Here is a 14,723-nt window from a genome sequence, read left to right as displayed (position 1 = left end):
GGTTCATTCCTCCGGCACCGGGTAGAAATCGCGCGCATAGAACCGCTGCGGCCCCTCACGCTTGACCGCCCGCCGGTATCCGGCCCGTTTCTCCATCCGCGCGCGATATGCCTGAAGGCGCGGAAACTCGTCCATCTCGACATAGTAAGGCGCGGCAAAAAGGTTGAACCCCATCATGATGTCCGCCGCCGAGAACCCGCCGGGCAAGAGCCAACCGGTCTCTCCCAGCGCCTCTTCCATGCCGCGCAGGGTCTGGCGCAGACGCGCCACGTGCAGCTTGACAACCACCGGTGCAGGCTTTGCCGGCGGGCGCAGGAAAACCATCTGCAGGTTCAGGTTCTCGATCAGGCTTGCCATCGTCTCGGCATAGTGGAGCCATTGCAGGAAGGCGGGGCGCTCCGGGTGATCCGGTGCGCGGGTCAGCTCCGGCGCCAGCCGCTCCGAGAGGTATTCCACGATGGCGCCGGATTCGCTCATCTCCAGCCCGTCCCATTCGATCGCCGGGATGCGGATTGCAGGAGAGACGCGCGCCAGACCGCTTTCGCGCATCTCGGGCGTGCCGATGCGGTGCTCGATCACCTCCAGCCCGCCGAACCGGTCCGGGCCGATCTCCTCGATCAGCCAGAGGACGCGAAAGCTGCGGCCGTACTGGACGTGGTGCAGGCGGATCATCCGTCTTCCCCCAGCAGCACCAGCGGCGCACCCGCCTCGACCTGATCGCCCTCGGCCACCAAGACCTCCGAGACCACGCCAGCACGGCCAGCGCGCATGGTATGCTCCATCTTCATGGCTTCCAGAACGACCAGCCGGTCGCCCTCGGCAACCTCCTGGCCCAGGCCCACATGGACAGAGACGACCCGCCCGGGCATCGGCGCCAGGGCCCCGTCCAGGGCCCCCGCCGCCGCGGCGCCCCGCGCCAGCGGGTCGGGCAGGTCAAAGCCGATCCCGTAGTGGGCAAAGACCGTCACCTGCCCCTCTGCCAGGTGCGCACCGGAAGCCGGGCTGCCGTCGAAGGACCACCCGCGCAGGCCCCGCCGTGCGTCGATCACCTGCCCCTCGACCGAGATCAGCGCCGCATCCGGCCCCTTGACCATGACGCCCACGTCGCGCTGCTCACCGGCCTGCTTCAGCACCACCCTGCGCCATTCCGGCCGCCAGAGCGCAAAGCCGGTCTCCCAGCCCGTGGCCTCTGTCAGCCCGAGTGCCGTCAGCGCCGCCTCGGCCCAGATCACCGGCGTGATCTCGGGCTGTGCGGTCAGGGCATCGATGTCGCGGGCGATCAGTCCGGTGTCCACCTCGCCCCGCGCGAACCCTGCGTGTTCCGCAAGCGCGCCCAGAAAGGCCAGGTTCGTCACCGTGCCCGCCACCCGGCTGTTGCGCAGCCCCCGCGCCAGTCGCTGAAGGGCCACGGCCCGGGTGGGCCCATGCGCCACCAGCTTGGCAATCATCGGGTCGTAATGCGGGCTGATGGCATCGCCCGCACGCACGCCGGCTTCGGCGCGCAGACCCTCGGGGAACGTGAGGTCCGACAGGGTCCCCGTGGCGGGCAGGAAACCCGCCGGCACGTCCTCGGCATAGAGCCGCGCCTCGAAAGCGTGGCCGTTGATCGCCAGGTCCTCCTGCCGTGCGGGCAGAGGTTCGCCCGCGGCGACGCGGATCTGCCATTCCACCAGGTCGACGCCACAGATTTCCTCGGTCACCGGGTGTTCCACCTGCAGGCGGGTGTTCATCTCCATGAACCAGAACCCGTCGGGGCGCAGGCCGTTCGCGCCATCGACGATGAATTCCACCGTGCCTGCGCCCTTGTAGCCGATGGCCTCGGCCGCGCGCACGGCGGCGGCCCCCATGGCGGCGCGCATCTCCTCGGTCATGCCGGGCGCGGGCGCCTCCTCGATCACCTTCTGGTGGCGGCGCTGCAGCGAGCAGTCTCGTTCGAACAGGTGCACCGCGCGCGTCCCGTCGCCAAAAACCTGCACCTCGATGTGCCGGGGCCGCTGGATGTATTTCTCGATCAGGACCGCATCATTGCCGAAGGCGGTCAGCGCCTCGGCCTTGGCCCGTTCCAGCGCATCGACGAACTCCTCCGGGTCCTCGACCAGCCGCATGCCCTTGCCGCCGCCGCCCGCAACCGCCTTGATCAGCAGAGGGTAGCCGACGCGATGCGCCTCGACCTCCAGGTGACCGGGGTCCTGGTCCTCGCCCATGTATCCGGGCACCACCGGCACGCCGGCCTCGTCCATCAGCCGCTTGGCCGCGTCCTTGAGCCCCATCTGCCGGATCGCCTGCGCCGAGGGGCCGATGAATGTCAGTCCCGCCGCCTCGACCGCCTCGACGAAATCGGGATTCTCGCTGAGAAAGCCGTAGCCGGGATGGATCGCCTGCGCGCCAGTCGCCTGCGCCGCCTCGATGATCCGGTCCGTCCTCAGGTAGCTTTGCGACGGCGCCGCTCCGCCGATACAGACCGCCTCGTCTGCCAATGTCACGTGCAACGCCTCAGCATCCACGTCCGAATGCACCGCCACCGTGCGCAGGCCCATCGCCCGGGCGGTACGGATGACACGGGCCGCGATCTCGCCCCGGTTCGCAATCAGGATGGTGTCAAACATGGTCATCGTCCCTTGCCTCCTGCCGGTGCAACGCGGAGGGCCGTGAGGGGCCAGCCCCTCACACTCCCCGGAGTATTTTCAGCCCAAAGAAACACCGACGCCGGGGCCACCGGTTTTGCGATCGTGACAAGTTTCTTGATGTCTTGCATGGTTTCCGTCCTCATCGCGATCACATCCGGAACACGCCAAAGCGCGTCTCTTCGACGGGTTTGTTCAGCGCCGCGCGCAGGGACAGTGCCAGCACCTGCCGGGTCTTGCGCGGGTCGACGATGCCGTCATCCCAGAGCCGGGCCGAGGCATACAAGGGGTGCGACTGTTCCTCGAACATCTCCAGCGTCGGGCGCTTGAACTCGGCCTCTTCCTCCTCGGACCAGGTACCGCCCGACCGTTCGATGGCGTCGCGTTTCACGGTGGCCAGCACGCCCGCCGCCTGGGCGCCACCCATCACCGAGATCCGGCTGTTGGGCCATGTCCAGAGGAACCGAGGCTGGTAGGCGCGGCCCGCCATGCCGTAGTTGCCCGCCCCGAAACTGCCGCCGACCAGCACCGTCACCTTGGGCACGGACGTGGTGGCCACCGCCGTCACCATCTTGGCGCCGTGGCGCGCGATGCCCTCGTTCTCGTACTTGCGACCCACCATGAAACCGGTGATGTTTTGCAGGAAAACCAACGGGATCCGCCGTTGCGAGCATAGCTCGACGAAATGCGCGCCCTTGGACGCGCTTTCCGAAAACAGCACGCCGTTGTTGGCGATGATCCCGACATCCATGCCCTCGAGCTTGGCGAAGCCGCAGACCAGCGTCTCGCCGAAGCGGGGCTTGAATTCGTCGAAGTAGGAGCCATCCACGATCCGTGCGATGACCTCGCGAATGTCGTAGGGCGTGCGCAGATCCGCGGGCACCACGCCCAGAAGCTCGTCCGGGTCATAGGCGGGCGCCTCGCCCTGCAGGGCCGGCGCGAGCGTGCCGCCGCCCAGCGACCCCACCGCCCGACGCGCAAGGGCCAGTGCGTGGGCGTCGTCCTCGGCCAGGTAGTCGGCCACACCAGACAGGCGCGTGTGCACGTCGCCGCCGCCAAGATCCTCGGCTGTCACAACCTCGCCGGTCGCCGCCTTGACCAATGGCGGCCCGGCCAGAAAGATCGTGCCCTGTTCCTTGACGATGATCGAGACATCCGACATCGCGGGCACATAGGCGCCGCCCGCCGTACAACTGCCCATGACCACGGCGATCTGGGCGATGCCCTTGGCCGACATCCGCGCCTGGTTGTAGAAAATCCGCCCGAAATGGTCGCGGTCGGGGAACACCTCGTCCTGGTTGGGCAGGTTGGCGCCGCCGCTGTCCACAAGGTAGACGCAGGGCAGTTCGTTTTCCTCGGCGATCTCCTGCGAACGCAGGTGTTTCTTGACGGTCATCGGGTAGTAGGTGCCGCCCTTCACGGTGGCATCGTTGCAGATCACCATGACCTGCCGTCCCTGAACCAGACCGATGCCCGCAATCACCCCCGCACAGGGCGCCGCGCCGCCGTACATGCCATGCGCAGCCGTCGTTCCGACCTCGAGGAAGGGCGATCCGGGATCGAGAAGGTTGGCCACCCTCTCGCGCGGCAGCATCTTGCCCCGGCTCAAATGCCGGTCACGTGCCTTTTCCCCGCCGCCGGACATGGCAAGCGCGGCGGCCTCCTGGATCTGGTCGAGCGCTTCGAGATGGGCCGCGCGGTTGGTTTCAAAGGCCTCTCCCGCCGTCAGCACCTGCGATTGCAGTTTCATGTCCCTGTCCCCTTGTTCATTCCTGCACGGTCTCGGCCGCCGCGCGCGCTTTCAGGTCCTTGCGGATCACCTTGCCCGTCACCGTCATCGGCAAGGCATCCAGAAAATCGATTTCCCTTGGATAGGAATAGCTTGCGAGCCGTTCTTTCACCCATTCCTGCAAGGTCGCGGCGTCGACCTCGGCGCCCGGCTTGCGGACCACATAGGCCTTGACGATCTCTGTTCGCAGCGGGTCGGGCTTGCCTACGACGCCCACAGTGGCGACAGCGGGATGGGTGAGCAGGCAGTCCTCGATTTCCGCCGGACCGATGCGATAGCCCGCAGAGGTGATGACGTCATCCTCGCGGCCCACGAAACGGATAAAGCCCTCTTCCAACGTGCCCCGATCGCCCGTCACCAGCCAGTCGCCGCGGAATTTCTCCTCCGTGGCCTCGGGCCGGTTCCAGTATTCCAGCATCATCGAGGCGCAGCCGCGCCGCACGGCGATATCGCCTTCGCCATCCACCGGCGCACCGTCCTCGGAGATCACGGCAATGTCAAAGCCCGGCACCGCCCGCCCCAGAGCGCCCGGCTTCGGATCGAAAAGCGCCGCACAGGACGAGGCCACCATGTTGCATTCGGTCTGGCCATAGAATTCGTTGATCGTGACACCCAGCGCCCCGCGCCCCCAGGCCAGCATCTCGGGCCCCAGCGGCTCGCCGCCACTGGCAACAGAGCGCAGCCCGGTGATCCGGGCGTCGGACGCCTTCAGGATGCGCAGGGCCGTTGGCGGAAAAAATACATTCCGAACAGCATGTTCCGAGATGATCCTTGTGCATTCATCGACGTCGAACCGCCGCATTCGCGCCGCGGCCACCGGCACCCCCAGCGCCAGTCCCGGCATCAGCACGTCAAACAAACCGCCGATCCAGGCCCAGTCGGCGGGCGTCCAAAGGACATCCCCCGGCTGGCCCAGGAAGTCATGGCTCATCTCCACTCCCGGCAGGTGCCCGGTCAGGACACGGTGCCCGTGCAGCGCGCCCTTGGGCGTGCCCGTCGTGCCCGAGGTGTAGATCAACACGGCGGGGGTCTCTGGCCCGCTGTCAAACGCCGGCCCCTCTGCCCCCTCTGCGGGCAGTTCGTCCTCGCGCAGAACCTCCAGGTCAAAAGGCGCCAGCATCCCGGCGCCCTCCGCGTCCGTGACCACCACGCGCGCACCGCTGTCCGACAGGCGCGACCGCAGCGCATCCTCTCGGAACAGCATGAAGAGCGGTACGGAAATCGCCCCCATCCGCCAGCAGGCCAGGTGCGCGGCAGCGCAAAGCGGCGACTGGCTGAGCAATACGCCCACCCGATCGCCCGGCCCCACGCCGCGTGCCAACAGCGCCGCCTGCACCCGCCGCGACAGAGTCGCCAGCGCGCCGTAGCTCACCGCCGCGCCGCTGGAATGATCCAGGATGGCCACGCGATCCGGGTCTTGCCGCGCCCACGCATCGCAGGCCTGTTCGGCCATGTTCAGCCGCGCCGGAAGGTCCCAGCGAAAGCCCGCGCGCAGCGCATCATATGTGGGGGCAGAGGTCAGCATCAGCCCGGCGTCACCATGCTTTCGATGTACCAGGTCTGTTCGGCGGTCTCGCGCAGCAGGCATTCGACACCGGCGGGCCCGGCGCCGGTTCCGCCGCCCCAGTGACTGCGGGCATAGGCACATTTGGCGTCACGGTAGGTGATCCATGCACGCTGCATCTCGCGCAGGGCCTCCTCTTGCGAGGGGCCAAAGCCTGCGTTTTCGATATCGGCCTGTTTCGCGTAGCGGATCGCAAAGGCGTAAGAGTCATTCAGGCGGGCGTCCCACCAGTCAAGTTCGCGCGCGTAGCAACCGCTGAGGACCATGGTGGCATAACCGTTGTCCTCGACGCAGGCCTCGGCTGCCAGCCCGATGCAACTGCGGAACTCCGCGCCCGATCCCAGGCAGCTTTCGGTTGCGCGCGGGGAAAAGACCAGGTCCTGCGCCGCGGCTGGCGTCGACAGGCCGGCCGCAACAATGGCAAAGGCAATGAATTTCATGTGCTTGGCTCCTTCATCCTGTCGCCCTCCGCCGGTTTGCCCGTGACAAGGCCGCCAAAACGGTTCACCCGGTAGACCCGCCGATCCTGACCCGTGCCGCAGCGTATGACCAGCCAGACCTCGGCCCCCGGGACCGCCGTGCAATCCGCCGCCCGTGCGCCGGTCTCGGCCATGTAGCGGGCGGCATAGCTCTCGATCGCCATGCTCTCCGTCAGGTTGGCCGCGATCCAGCCGGCCCGAAAGGCCAGCACCGCGCCCAGCGTCACCAGAACCGCCAATGGCAGCCAGAGCAGCAGCCGCATGTTCACCGGAACCGCCCCATCCTGTCGGACATGGGCGCGGCGCAACTCATCAGGACATGGCCCCCATCAGCTCGCGCCCGACCAGCATCCGGCGGATTTCCGACGTGCCCGCGCCGATCTCCATCAGCTTGGCATCGCGGAAGATCCGCGCGACCGGCGCATCGTTCAGGAAGCCCGCGCCGCCCATCGCCTGCACCGCCTGATGCGCCTGCACCATCGCCTGCTCCGAGGCGTAGAGACAGCAGGCCGCCGCATCCTGCCGGGTGACCTCGCCTCGGTCGCAGGCCTTGGCGACCTCGTAGACATAGGCGCGGGCGGAATTCATCGCCGTGTACATGTCGGCAATCTTGCCCTGCATCAGCTGAAAGTTCCCGATCGACTGGCCGAACTGCTTGCGCTCGACCATGTAGGGCATGATCTCGTCCATGCAGGCGGCCATGATGCCCAGGCCGATGCCTGCCAGCACGACCCGTTCATAGTCCAGCCCGGACATCAGCACGCGCACGCCCTTGCCCTCTTCGCCAAGGATGTTCTCGAACGGAACCTCGACATCCTCGAAGATCAGTTCGGCGGTGTTCGATCCGCGCATCCCCAGCTTGTCGAAATGCGGGCTGGTGGAAAATCCCTTCATCGACTTCTCGACGAGGAAAGCGGTGATGCCCTTGGCCCCGGCGTCCGGGTCTGTCTTGGCGTAGACCACCAGCGTGTCGGCGTCGGGGCCGTTGGTGATCCAGTACTTGTTGCCATTCAGGACAAACCGGTCGTTCCGCTTTTCGGCGCGCAGTTTCATGCTGACGACATCCGACCCGGCAGAAGGCTCTGACATGGCCAGTGCGCCCACATGCTCGCCCGAGATCAGGCCCGGCAAGTATTTCCGGCGCTGTTCGTCCGTGCCGTTCAGCTTGATCTGGTTCACGCAGAGATTGGCATGGGCGCCGTAGGAGAGCGAGACAGAGGCCGAGGCGCGCGCCACTTCCTCGACCGCGACCGTATGAGCGAGATAGCCCATGCCTGCGCCACCGTACTCCTCGGGCACGGTGATCCCCAGCAGGCCCAGGTCGCCCATCTCGCGCCACAGAACGGCGGGAAACTCGTTGCTGCGGTCGACCTCGGCCGCCATGGGCTTGACCCGCTCCTGCGCCCACTTGTGCACCATTTCCTGCAGCGCAAGCACATCCTCGCCCAGGTCAAACTTCATTGTCGCCAGAAACACGCCCGCTCCTCCCAAAGTAATGAACGCTTGTTCATTTAACGCGAGCAAGCGAGTCGGGTCAATGGGCTTGGTTGCAACAGCAGGGCCCGAAACTGCGTGCCCTTGCCGCTTGACCGCCGCCGCGCGGCTGACCTAATGGCCGCATGACCGCATCCACCTCCCCGCACGCCCCGCTCTGGCTGATGATCCTTTTGCAGGCCACGGTCTCTGCCGCCAGCATGGTGGTCGAGATCGTCGCCGGGCGCATGATCGCGCCCTATGTCGGCATGAGCCTCTACACCTGGACCGCCATTATCGCCGTGGTCCTGGCCGGCCTGTCGGTCGGGCACTGGTGGGGTGGACGGATCGCAGTGCTGGCGACGGGCCGCGCCCTGCGCCGGGCGGCCTGGTGCATGGTGGCGGCGGCGCTGGCCACCGCTGGCGCCTCTCTGCTGCTGCGCGCCACGGCAGGGCCGGTGCTGGGCGCACTGACGCATCCCCTGGCGGCGATCACGGCGATTTCCTCGCTGGCCTTCTTCCTGCCCTCACTCTTTGCCGGAGTGCCCGCGCCCATCCTCAGCGTCGCGGCGATGCGCGGGCGCCAGAAATCGGAACAGGCACTTGGGGCAATGTTCGCCGCCGGGGCCGTTGGTGCCATCGCGGGCACGCTTCTGGCCGGGTTCCTTTTCGTCGCCTGGCTCGGCTCGGTCGCCTCGCTGACTGTGATCGCGGCGGTCTACGCGGTCTCGGCCCTGGCTTGCCTAGCCCTTGCGGGCGCATCGCGCGGACAGTGGGCGACGGCGGGCGGCACCTTGGCACTGGCCCTGCTGCTGGCGGTGTCGGCGCTGCGCCTGCCTGCTGTCTGCGACCGCGAAAGCAGCTATTTCTGCATCCGTACCGTGCAGTTGTCCGAGGACGCCGAGGCGCCGGTGCGCCTGATGGTGCTGGATCACCTCGCCCACGGGATCAGCGCACGCGAAGATCCGCGCGTGATGTTCACGGACCATACCGCCATGCTGGACGCCCTGCCCCGGATGCGCATGGGGGATCGCGACTTTACCTCGTTCCATATCGGCGGCGGCTCTTACTCCGTGCCGCGCGCCTGGGCGGATCGCGGTATCACCGGCATCACCGTGGCCGAGATCGACCCGGAGGTGACCGCGCGCGCCGTGGCAGATTTCTGGTTCGACCCAGACACCGTCACCGTCCTGCACCGCGACGCGCGCATCGCGCTGCGCGACAGCGCCGCGCCCTTTGATGTCATCATCGGCGATGCCTTCACCGATATTGCCGTGCCCGAACACCTGGTCACGCGCGAGTTCTTTGAGTTGGTCCGTGACCGGCTTGCCCCGCAAGGCGTCTTTGCGATGAACCTGATCGACAGCACCGACCGGCTGGATGCGCTGGCCGCCATCGTGGAAACCCTGCGCGCGGTCTTTCCCAGCGTCGAGGTCTGGACCGAGGCACGCCCGCCTGAACCGGGAGAACGGCGGATATTCGTGCTGCTGGCGGGCGCCGGGGACAGTCCGGTGTCAACCATCACCACCCGTGCGCCGCAAGAGATCCGCTTTGCCGCGCTGGGACCGGAGTTCATCGACAGCGTGCTGACGGCCAAGGAACCGATGGTCCTGACCGACGACCACGCGCCGGTCAGCAGGCTGATGGGGCTTGATCCGGTGATCGACTGAGCGCCGCCGCCCTCAGGCCTCAGACTGAAAGACCGCGCCGACCTCGGCCCGGATGATCCGGGCGATCAGCGCGCAATCGTCCAGGCTGAAGGTCAGCGGCAGGCGCATGTCCAGAAGGCCGCGCAGGATACGGTCGGTCTGCGGCATCGGCTCGGACGGGGCATAGCGCCAGCTGTCATAGCGCGAGGTGAACCCGCTAGGCTCGGCCCCGCCGAACCACTTGAGCTCCACGCCGCGCTCGGCACAGCGCGACAGCACGTCCTGCACCGCCTCGCCGCTCCAGCCCGGCAGCAGGAACTGGATCGAAGAACCGACGTAACGCTCTTCCTGCGGCCGCCGCGGCAGGTGCAGGCCGGGCGTCCCGCGCAAGCCCTCCTCGACCACCGCATAACGGTCATTCCAGCGGTCCGCCTGGGCGTCCAGCGCCCGCAACTGGGGGCGCAGGATCGCCGCCCGCAGGTTGTCCATCCGCCCCGAGACATTGGGCGTCGTGTATTTCACACGTTCAAAGATCTCCGGCCCCGGCGCCGCGAGGTGCCGTTCATACAGCATGTAGGACCCCGACAGCATCACCGCGCGCGCCGCGATCTCCTCGTCATCGGTGACAAGCAGCCCGCCCTCGCCGGAGTTCACATGCTTGTAGGTCTGCATCGAAAAACAGCCCACGGCGCCATGACGCCCCGATGGGACACCGTTCCAGGCCGCGCCCATCGTATGCGCGCAATCCTCGATCACGGTGATCCCTGCCGCGTCGCATATCGCCATCAGGCGGTCCATGTCGCACAGGTGCCCGCGCATGTGGCTCAGCATCAGGATACGCGCGCGATCCGCCTTTGCCTCCAGGTCGTCCAGGTCGATCACCAGGTCCTCGGTCACGCCGACATAGACCGGCACGGCGCCCGCACCGGCAATCGCCCCCGGCACCGGCGCCAGCGTAAAGGCATTGGTCAGCACCGGCTCACCCGTTTGCACGCCCACAGCCCGCAAGGCGCAGCCAAGCGCATAGCCCCCCGAGGCCACCGCCAGGCAATAGCGCGCCCCGGTCTGGGCGGCGAATTCCTGTTCCAGCAGCGCCGCCTCCGCGGTCTCTCCTGCAAGGGTGTTGTATCTGTGCAGCCGCCCGCCCCGCATGACCTCGACCGCGGCGGCGATGGCCTCCTCGGGGATCGGCTCCTGCTGGGTGAATGTGCCGGTAAAACGCTCTGTCATCCGTCTTTGATGCCGCCTTGACCGGGCGCGGTCAATTCCCCTCCACGCATCAGGCGGAGCGATCCTCGGTCACGGTCAGCCGCGCCACGAGACGACGCACCAGCGGTGCAATGACCAGGACGCCGGGAAAGGCCAGCAGCCAGCTGGACAACCATGCCCCCATCCAGAGCGAGAGGATATCGGCGGTCAGACCCGCGTTCTTGAGTGTCGCGACCAGCGACACCAGCAGGGACATCAGCCCGGACAAGAGCAGGCTGAACAGCACATGGGCATATCTGGCGGGAATCATCGGCCACGTCCTTTCACGGAATTGCGGCTTGTCGTTAGCATTCCCACAGCCAAAGGACACGCGCACCGGTTCAAATCGGACCTAACCCGGCGCACAAAGCCTTCGTTTCCGACACACCGGGGGCAATCCTGTCGCGATCCGCGCAGAATCCGTGCAGACGGGGTCAAAGACTTGAGGCATGAGCGATGTCCTGAGCTTCGTCCACACCCTGCACTGGGACGACCTGCCCCAAGGCGTGCAAGCCCAGGCGAAACGGTGCCTGCGCGACCTGATCGGTGTCGCGGCGGGCGGGCTTGGCACAGACCTGTCGCGGATCATCCGCGACCACGCGGCCGAGGACATGCCGGGTACGACGCCGCTGCTTTTCGACAGCCGATCCGCCGCGCCGGCGGCGGCGGCGATGGCCGCGGGCATGACCATCGACAGCCTCGACGGGCACGACGGCTATAACCCGTCCAAGGGGCACATCGGTTGCCCCCTGCTGCCCGCGCTGCTGGTCTTTGGTCACCGGGCGCAGGTCTCGGGGCGGGACTTCCTTGCCGCTTTGGTCATGGGGTATGAATTTGGCGCCCGAGTGGCCGAGGCCCAGCACGCCACCTGCCCCGACTACCACACCTCGGGCAGCTGGGGCGCGGTGACGGCGGCAGCGGGGGGCGCGCGCCTTCTGGGACTGTCCGCCGAAAAGACGCGGCACGCGCTTGGGATCGCGGAATACCATGGACCGCGCAGCCAGATGATGCGCTGCATCGACTGGCCGACGATGGTCAAGGACGGCTCGGGCTGGGGCGCCATGTGCGGTGTCTCGGCGGTGCAGCTTGCGCAGCGCGGCTTTACCGGCGCCCCCGCGATCACGGTCGAACAGGCGCCGCAGTTCTGGACCGGATTGGGCGAGGACTGGCGCATCCTGCGGCAGTATTTCAAACCCTACCCGGTCTGCCGCTGGGCGCAGGCACCGGTCGAAGGCGTGCTGGCATTGCGGCGGGCGCATGGGCTGACCTCGGGCGAGGTCGACCGGATCGAGGTCGAGAGCTTTCACGAGGCGATCCGCCTTGCCACCGCCCGTCCCCGAACCACCGAAGAGGCGCAGTATTCGACCTCCTTCCCCTGTGCCGTGGCCATGGTGCGCGGCGCCTTGGGTCCAGAAGATCTCGACGGCGACAGCCTGCGCGACCCCGAGATCCTGCGCCTGTCCAAGGGGTTGATGATGTCCGAAGAGGCCCATGCCAACGCGGTCTTTCCTGGCACGCGACTCGCACGGGTGCGGCTGCGCCTGCGTGATGGACGCGTGCTACAAGGCGACTGGGTGCAACCGCGCTGGGATGCAGAGGCGCCGCCGACAGAGGCGGAACTGGCCGGAAAATACCGCGCCCTGGCGGAACCGATCCTGGGACCGGACCGCGCCCGGGCCATCGACAGGGCCATCGGCCAGCTTGAAGCCGAGCCGCTGTCCGCGCTGACCGATCTGCTGTACCTCGCGCCCTGACGGTCTGTCCGGTTATCCGATCAGCCGCCGCACAACGCCGGACAACTCTTCGAAATGGTCAATCACGCCTTCCGGGTTCAACGCCCTGACCGCCTGCCCCTCGGGCGCGAAGGTGACGAGGACCGAGGGCACGCCCGCCGCGGCGGCTGTCTTGCGGTCCGTGTCGCTGTCGCCGACCAAAAGGGACGCCTCACGCAGACCGCCGCAACCCTCGACAGCCGCCCAGTAGGGCGCCACGTCCGGCTTGCGTGTCGGTCCCGTGTCGGCCCCGATCAGCGAGCCGAATAGCCCGCGCACCCCCAACCGTTCCAGCAGAACCCGGGCCAGCGCCTCGGGCTTGTTGGTGCAGATGCCCACCGCGTAGTCCGCGCTGCGCAGGGCCTCGACCGCCTCGACCGCACCATCGTACAGCCGCGTATGGGTGTCGATCGCCGCGCCGTAATAATCCAGCAAATGCGGATACCAGGCGTCCACCACGGCCTCGTCCATGCGGCCCGCACGCGTCAGCCCCTCGGTCAGCATCCGCCGACCACCGCGCAATGCCACGCCTGCATCGGCGGCCGGGTCAAGGCGCACCGCCTCTCCCATCCCCTCGAAACAGGCATTGGCGGCGGCGATCAGGTCGCCGCTGGTATCCGCCAAGGTACCGTCCAGATCAAAGATTACGCATTTCTTCATTTGCCGCCCCTGCTGTCACATGCCGCAACCTGCCGTGATCCACGCCACCTTGCGCCACTCGGACACTCCGATAAAACGGGCGCGAAAAAGAGGCAATTCCGGAGCAGCCTGATGAGCACCGCCCTGATCGTACTTGCCGCAGGCAAGGGCACTCGCATGAACTCGGACCAGCCCAAGGTCCTGCACCGGATCGCGGGGGCGCCGATGCTCTGGCACGCGCTGCGCGCTGGCGCCGCGCTGGAGCCCGAGCGGACGGTGGTTGTGGGCGGACATGGGTTCGAGGCGGTGGCCAAGGCCGCCCGCGAGCATGACCCCGAACTTGCCGTGGTGGAACAGGCCGAACAACTGGGCACCGGCCACGCGGTGCGCATCGCGCTGCCCGCGCTGGACGGGTTCGAAGGCGACGTGGTGGTGCTCTACGGCGATACCCCCTTCATCTCGCCCGACACGCTGGAGGCGATGCGGGCGGCGCGCGCCACGCATGACGTCGTGGTGCTGGGGTTCGAAGCCGCGGACCCGGCGCGCTATGGGCGGCTGGTGATGGAGGGGGATGATCTGGTCAAGATCGTCGAATTCAAGGATGCCAACGATGAAGAACGCGAGATAACCCTCTGCAATTCCGGCGTGATTGCGGCCGACGCCGGCCTGTTGGCCGAGATGCTGGCCAAGGTCGGCAACGACAATGCCAGCGGCGAATACTACCTGACGGATGTGCCGGGACTTGCCCGTGCACAGGGCAAGACCGCAACTGTCGTCCGCTGCCCCGAGGCAGAGACCCTGGGCGTGAATTCGCGCACCGACCTGGCCCATGCCGAGGCCGCCTTTCAGGCCGCCGCGCGGGCAGACCTGCTGGAACTTGGCGTGACCCTGCAGGCGCCAGAGACAGTGCACCTGGCCTGGGACACCGCGATAGGCCGCGATGCCGAGATCGAGCCGAACGTGGTTTTTGGCCCCGGCGTCACGGTGGAATCCGGCGCCCGCATCCGCGCCTTTTCGCATCTCGAAGGTTGCCACGTCAGCCGTGGCGCCATCGTCGGGCCCTATGCGCGGCTGCGTCCGGGCGCCGAACTGGCCGAGGATGTGCACGTCGGCAATTTTGTCGAGGTCAAGAACGCGGTCCTCCACGAGGGGGCCAAGGCCAACCACCTGACCTATATCGGCGACGCCGAGATCGGCGAAAAGACCAACATCGGCGCGGGCACGATCACCTGCAACTATGACGGCGTGTTCAAGCATCGTACCGTGATCGGCAAACACGCCTTCATCGGTTCGGACACGATGCTGGTCGCGCCCGTCACCATTGGCGATGGTGCCATGACGGGATCGGGATCGACCATCACCTCGGACGTGCCGGCGGGGGCGCTGGCGATCGCGCGTGGCAAGCAGGAGAACAAGCCGGGACTGGCGGAAAAGCTGATGAACATGCTGCGCGCGAAAAAGGCCAAGCAGAAGGCAAGCGCCTGAC

Annotated in this window: 13 protein-coding genes; 3 read left to right on the top strand and 10 right to left on the bottom strand. The window is 67.2% G+C overall.

What is annotated here, in order from left to right; all coding sequences use genetic code 11:
* Positions 1-3 precede the first annotated feature (3 nt).
* From ACQY5B_RS09035 to ACQY5B_RS09005, 7 genes are all read right to left on the bottom strand, one after another.
* Complete coding sequence (locus tag ACQY5B_RS09035) at positions 4-672, bottom strand: glutathione S-transferase family protein (protein WP_420325537.1); 669 nt, start codon at positions 670-672, stop codon at positions 4-6.
* On the bottom strand, positions 669-2,606 hold the full coding sequence (locus ACQY5B_RS09030) for an ATP-binding protein (protein WP_420328674.1): 1,938 nt from the start codon (positions 2,604-2,606) through the stop codon (positions 669-671). The genes ACQY5B_RS09035 and ACQY5B_RS09030 overlap by 4 nt, the downstream gene beginning before the upstream one ends.
* Positions 2,607-2,775: 169 nt before the next feature.
* A complete protein-coding gene (locus ACQY5B_RS09025; protein ID WP_420325538.1) occupies positions 2,776-4,374 on the bottom strand; it encodes a carboxyl transferase domain-containing protein in 1,599 nt (532 codons plus the stop codon).
* A 16-nt stretch (positions 4,375-4,390) separates the two neighbouring features.
* Entirely contained in the window at positions 4,391-5,938 is a 1,548-nt protein-coding gene (locus ACQY5B_RS09020; protein ID WP_420325539.1) for an AMP-binding protein, read from the bottom strand.
* The gene (locus tag ACQY5B_RS09015; protein WP_420325540.1) at positions 5,938-6,417 is read right to left on the bottom strand and encodes a lysozyme inhibitor LprI family protein; all 480 of its coding nucleotides are present in this window, start codon (positions 6,415-6,417) and stop codon (positions 5,938-5,940) included. The genes ACQY5B_RS09020 and ACQY5B_RS09015 overlap by 1 nt, the downstream gene beginning before the upstream one ends.
* Complete coding sequence (locus ACQY5B_RS09010) at positions 6,414-6,725, bottom strand: hypothetical protein (RefSeq protein ID WP_428400334.1); 312 nt, start codon at positions 6,723-6,725, stop codon at positions 6,414-6,416. Before ACQY5B_RS09010 ends, ACQY5B_RS09015 begins: the two co-directional genes overlap by 4 nt.
* Before the next feature lie 43 nt (positions 6,726-6,768).
* Complete coding sequence (locus ACQY5B_RS09005) at positions 6,769-7,932, bottom strand: isovaleryl-CoA dehydrogenase (protein WP_420325541.1); 1,164 nt, start codon at positions 7,930-7,932, stop codon at positions 6,769-6,771.
* 143 nt (positions 7,933-8,075) lie between these two features.
* Between ACQY5B_RS09005 and ACQY5B_RS09000 the strand changes: the two genes are divergently transcribed.
* On the top strand, positions 8,076-9,599 hold the full coding sequence (locus tag ACQY5B_RS09000) for a fused MFS/spermidine synthase (protein ID WP_420325542.1): 1,524 nt from the start codon (positions 8,076-8,078) through the stop codon (positions 9,597-9,599).
* A gap of 12 nt (positions 9,600-9,611) precedes the next feature.
* On the opposite strand, the gene ACQY5B_RS08995 is transcribed toward ACQY5B_RS09000, so the two are convergent.
* The gene (locus ACQY5B_RS08995) at positions 9,612-10,808 is read right to left on the bottom strand and encodes a DegT/DnrJ/EryC1/StrS family aminotransferase (protein WP_420325543.1); all 1,197 of its coding nucleotides are present in this window, start codon (positions 10,806-10,808) and stop codon (positions 9,612-9,614) included.
* A 49-nt stretch (positions 10,809-10,857) separates the two neighbouring features.
* Positions 10,858-11,097, bottom strand: coding sequence for a DUF2798 domain-containing protein (locus ACQY5B_RS08990; protein WP_305968385.1), 240 nt, complete (start codon positions 11,095-11,097; stop codon positions 10,858-10,860).
* A gap of 178 nt (positions 11,098-11,275) precedes the next feature.
* On the opposite strand from ACQY5B_RS08990, the gene ACQY5B_RS08985 reads away from it, so the two are divergent.
* A complete protein-coding gene (locus ACQY5B_RS08985; protein ID WP_420325544.1) occupies positions 11,276-12,580 on the top strand; it encodes an MmgE/PrpD family protein in 1,305 nt (434 codons plus the stop codon).
* A gap of 12 nt (positions 12,581-12,592) precedes the next feature.
* Here the strand turns inward: ACQY5B_RS08985 and ACQY5B_RS08980 are convergent, their stop codons facing one another.
* Positions 12,593-13,258: an HAD-IA family hydrolase gene (locus ACQY5B_RS08980; RefSeq protein ID WP_420325545.1), complete on the bottom strand. Its 666-nt coding sequence runs from the start codon at positions 13,256-13,258 to the stop codon at positions 12,593-12,595.
* A gap of 111 nt (positions 13,259-13,369) precedes the next feature.
* Between ACQY5B_RS08980 and glmU the strand changes: the two genes are divergently transcribed.
* Positions 13,370-14,722 (top strand): bifunctional UDP-N-acetylglucosamine diphosphorylase/glucosamine-1-phosphate N-acetyltransferase GlmU, encoded by a 1,353-nt coding sequence (gene glmU, locus ACQY5B_RS08975; protein ID WP_420325546.1) that lies wholly within the window; start codon positions 13,370-13,372, stop codon positions 14,720-14,722.
* The last annotated feature ends 1 nt before the right edge of the window (position 14,723 follow it).

Source organism: Antarctobacter sp. (genome assembly GCF_965277915.1).
Taxonomy (GTDB): domain Bacteria; phylum Pseudomonadota; class Alphaproteobacteria; order Rhodobacterales; family Rhodobacteraceae; genus Antarctobacter.
Note: the sequence above shows the minus strand (reverse complement) of the source record. Positions and strands in the feature narration are given on the sequence as shown.

Excerpts from the sequence above, each read along its gene's own strand:
- ACQY5B_RS09035 (WP_420325537.1), bottom strand. The coding sequence starts at position 672 with ATGATCCGCCTGCACCACGTCCAGTACGGCCGCAGCTTTCGCGTCCTC.
- ACQY5B_RS09030 (WP_420328674.1), bottom strand. The coding sequence starts at position 2,606 with ATGTTTGACACCATCCTGATTGCGAACCGGGGCGAGATCGCGGCCCGT.
- ACQY5B_RS09025 (WP_420325538.1), bottom strand. The coding sequence starts at position 4,374 with ATGAAACTGCAATCGCAGGTGCTGACGGCGGGAGAGGCCTTTGAAACC.
- ACQY5B_RS09020 (WP_420325539.1), bottom strand. The coding sequence starts at position 5,938 with ATGCTGACCTCTGCCCCCACATATGATGCGCTGCGCGCGGGCTTTCGC.
- ACQY5B_RS09015 (WP_420325540.1), bottom strand. The coding sequence starts at position 6,417 with ATGAAATTCATTGCCTTTGCCATTGTTGCGGCCGGCCTGTCGACGCCA.
- ACQY5B_RS09000 (WP_420325542.1), top strand. The coding sequence starts at position 8,076 with ATGACCGCATCCACCTCCCCGCACGCCCCGCTCTGGCTGATGATCCTT.
- ACQY5B_RS08995 (WP_420325543.1), bottom strand. The coding sequence starts at position 10,808 with ATGACAGAGCGTTTTACCGGCACATTCACCCAGCAGGAGCCGATCCCC.
- ACQY5B_RS08990 (WP_305968385.1), bottom strand. The coding sequence starts at position 11,097 with ATGATTCCCGCCAGATATGCCCATGTGCTGTTCAGCCTGCTCTTGTCC.
- ACQY5B_RS08985 (WP_420325544.1), top strand. The coding sequence starts at position 11,276 with ATGAGCGATGTCCTGAGCTTCGTCCACACCCTGCACTGGGACGACCTG.
- ACQY5B_RS08980 (WP_420325545.1), bottom strand. The coding sequence starts at position 13,258 with ATGAAGAAATGCGTAATCTTTGATCTGGACGGTACCTTGGCGGATACC.
- glmU (WP_420325546.1), top strand. The coding sequence starts at position 13,370 with ATGAGCACCGCCCTGATCGTACTTGCCGCAGGCAAGGGCACTCGCATG.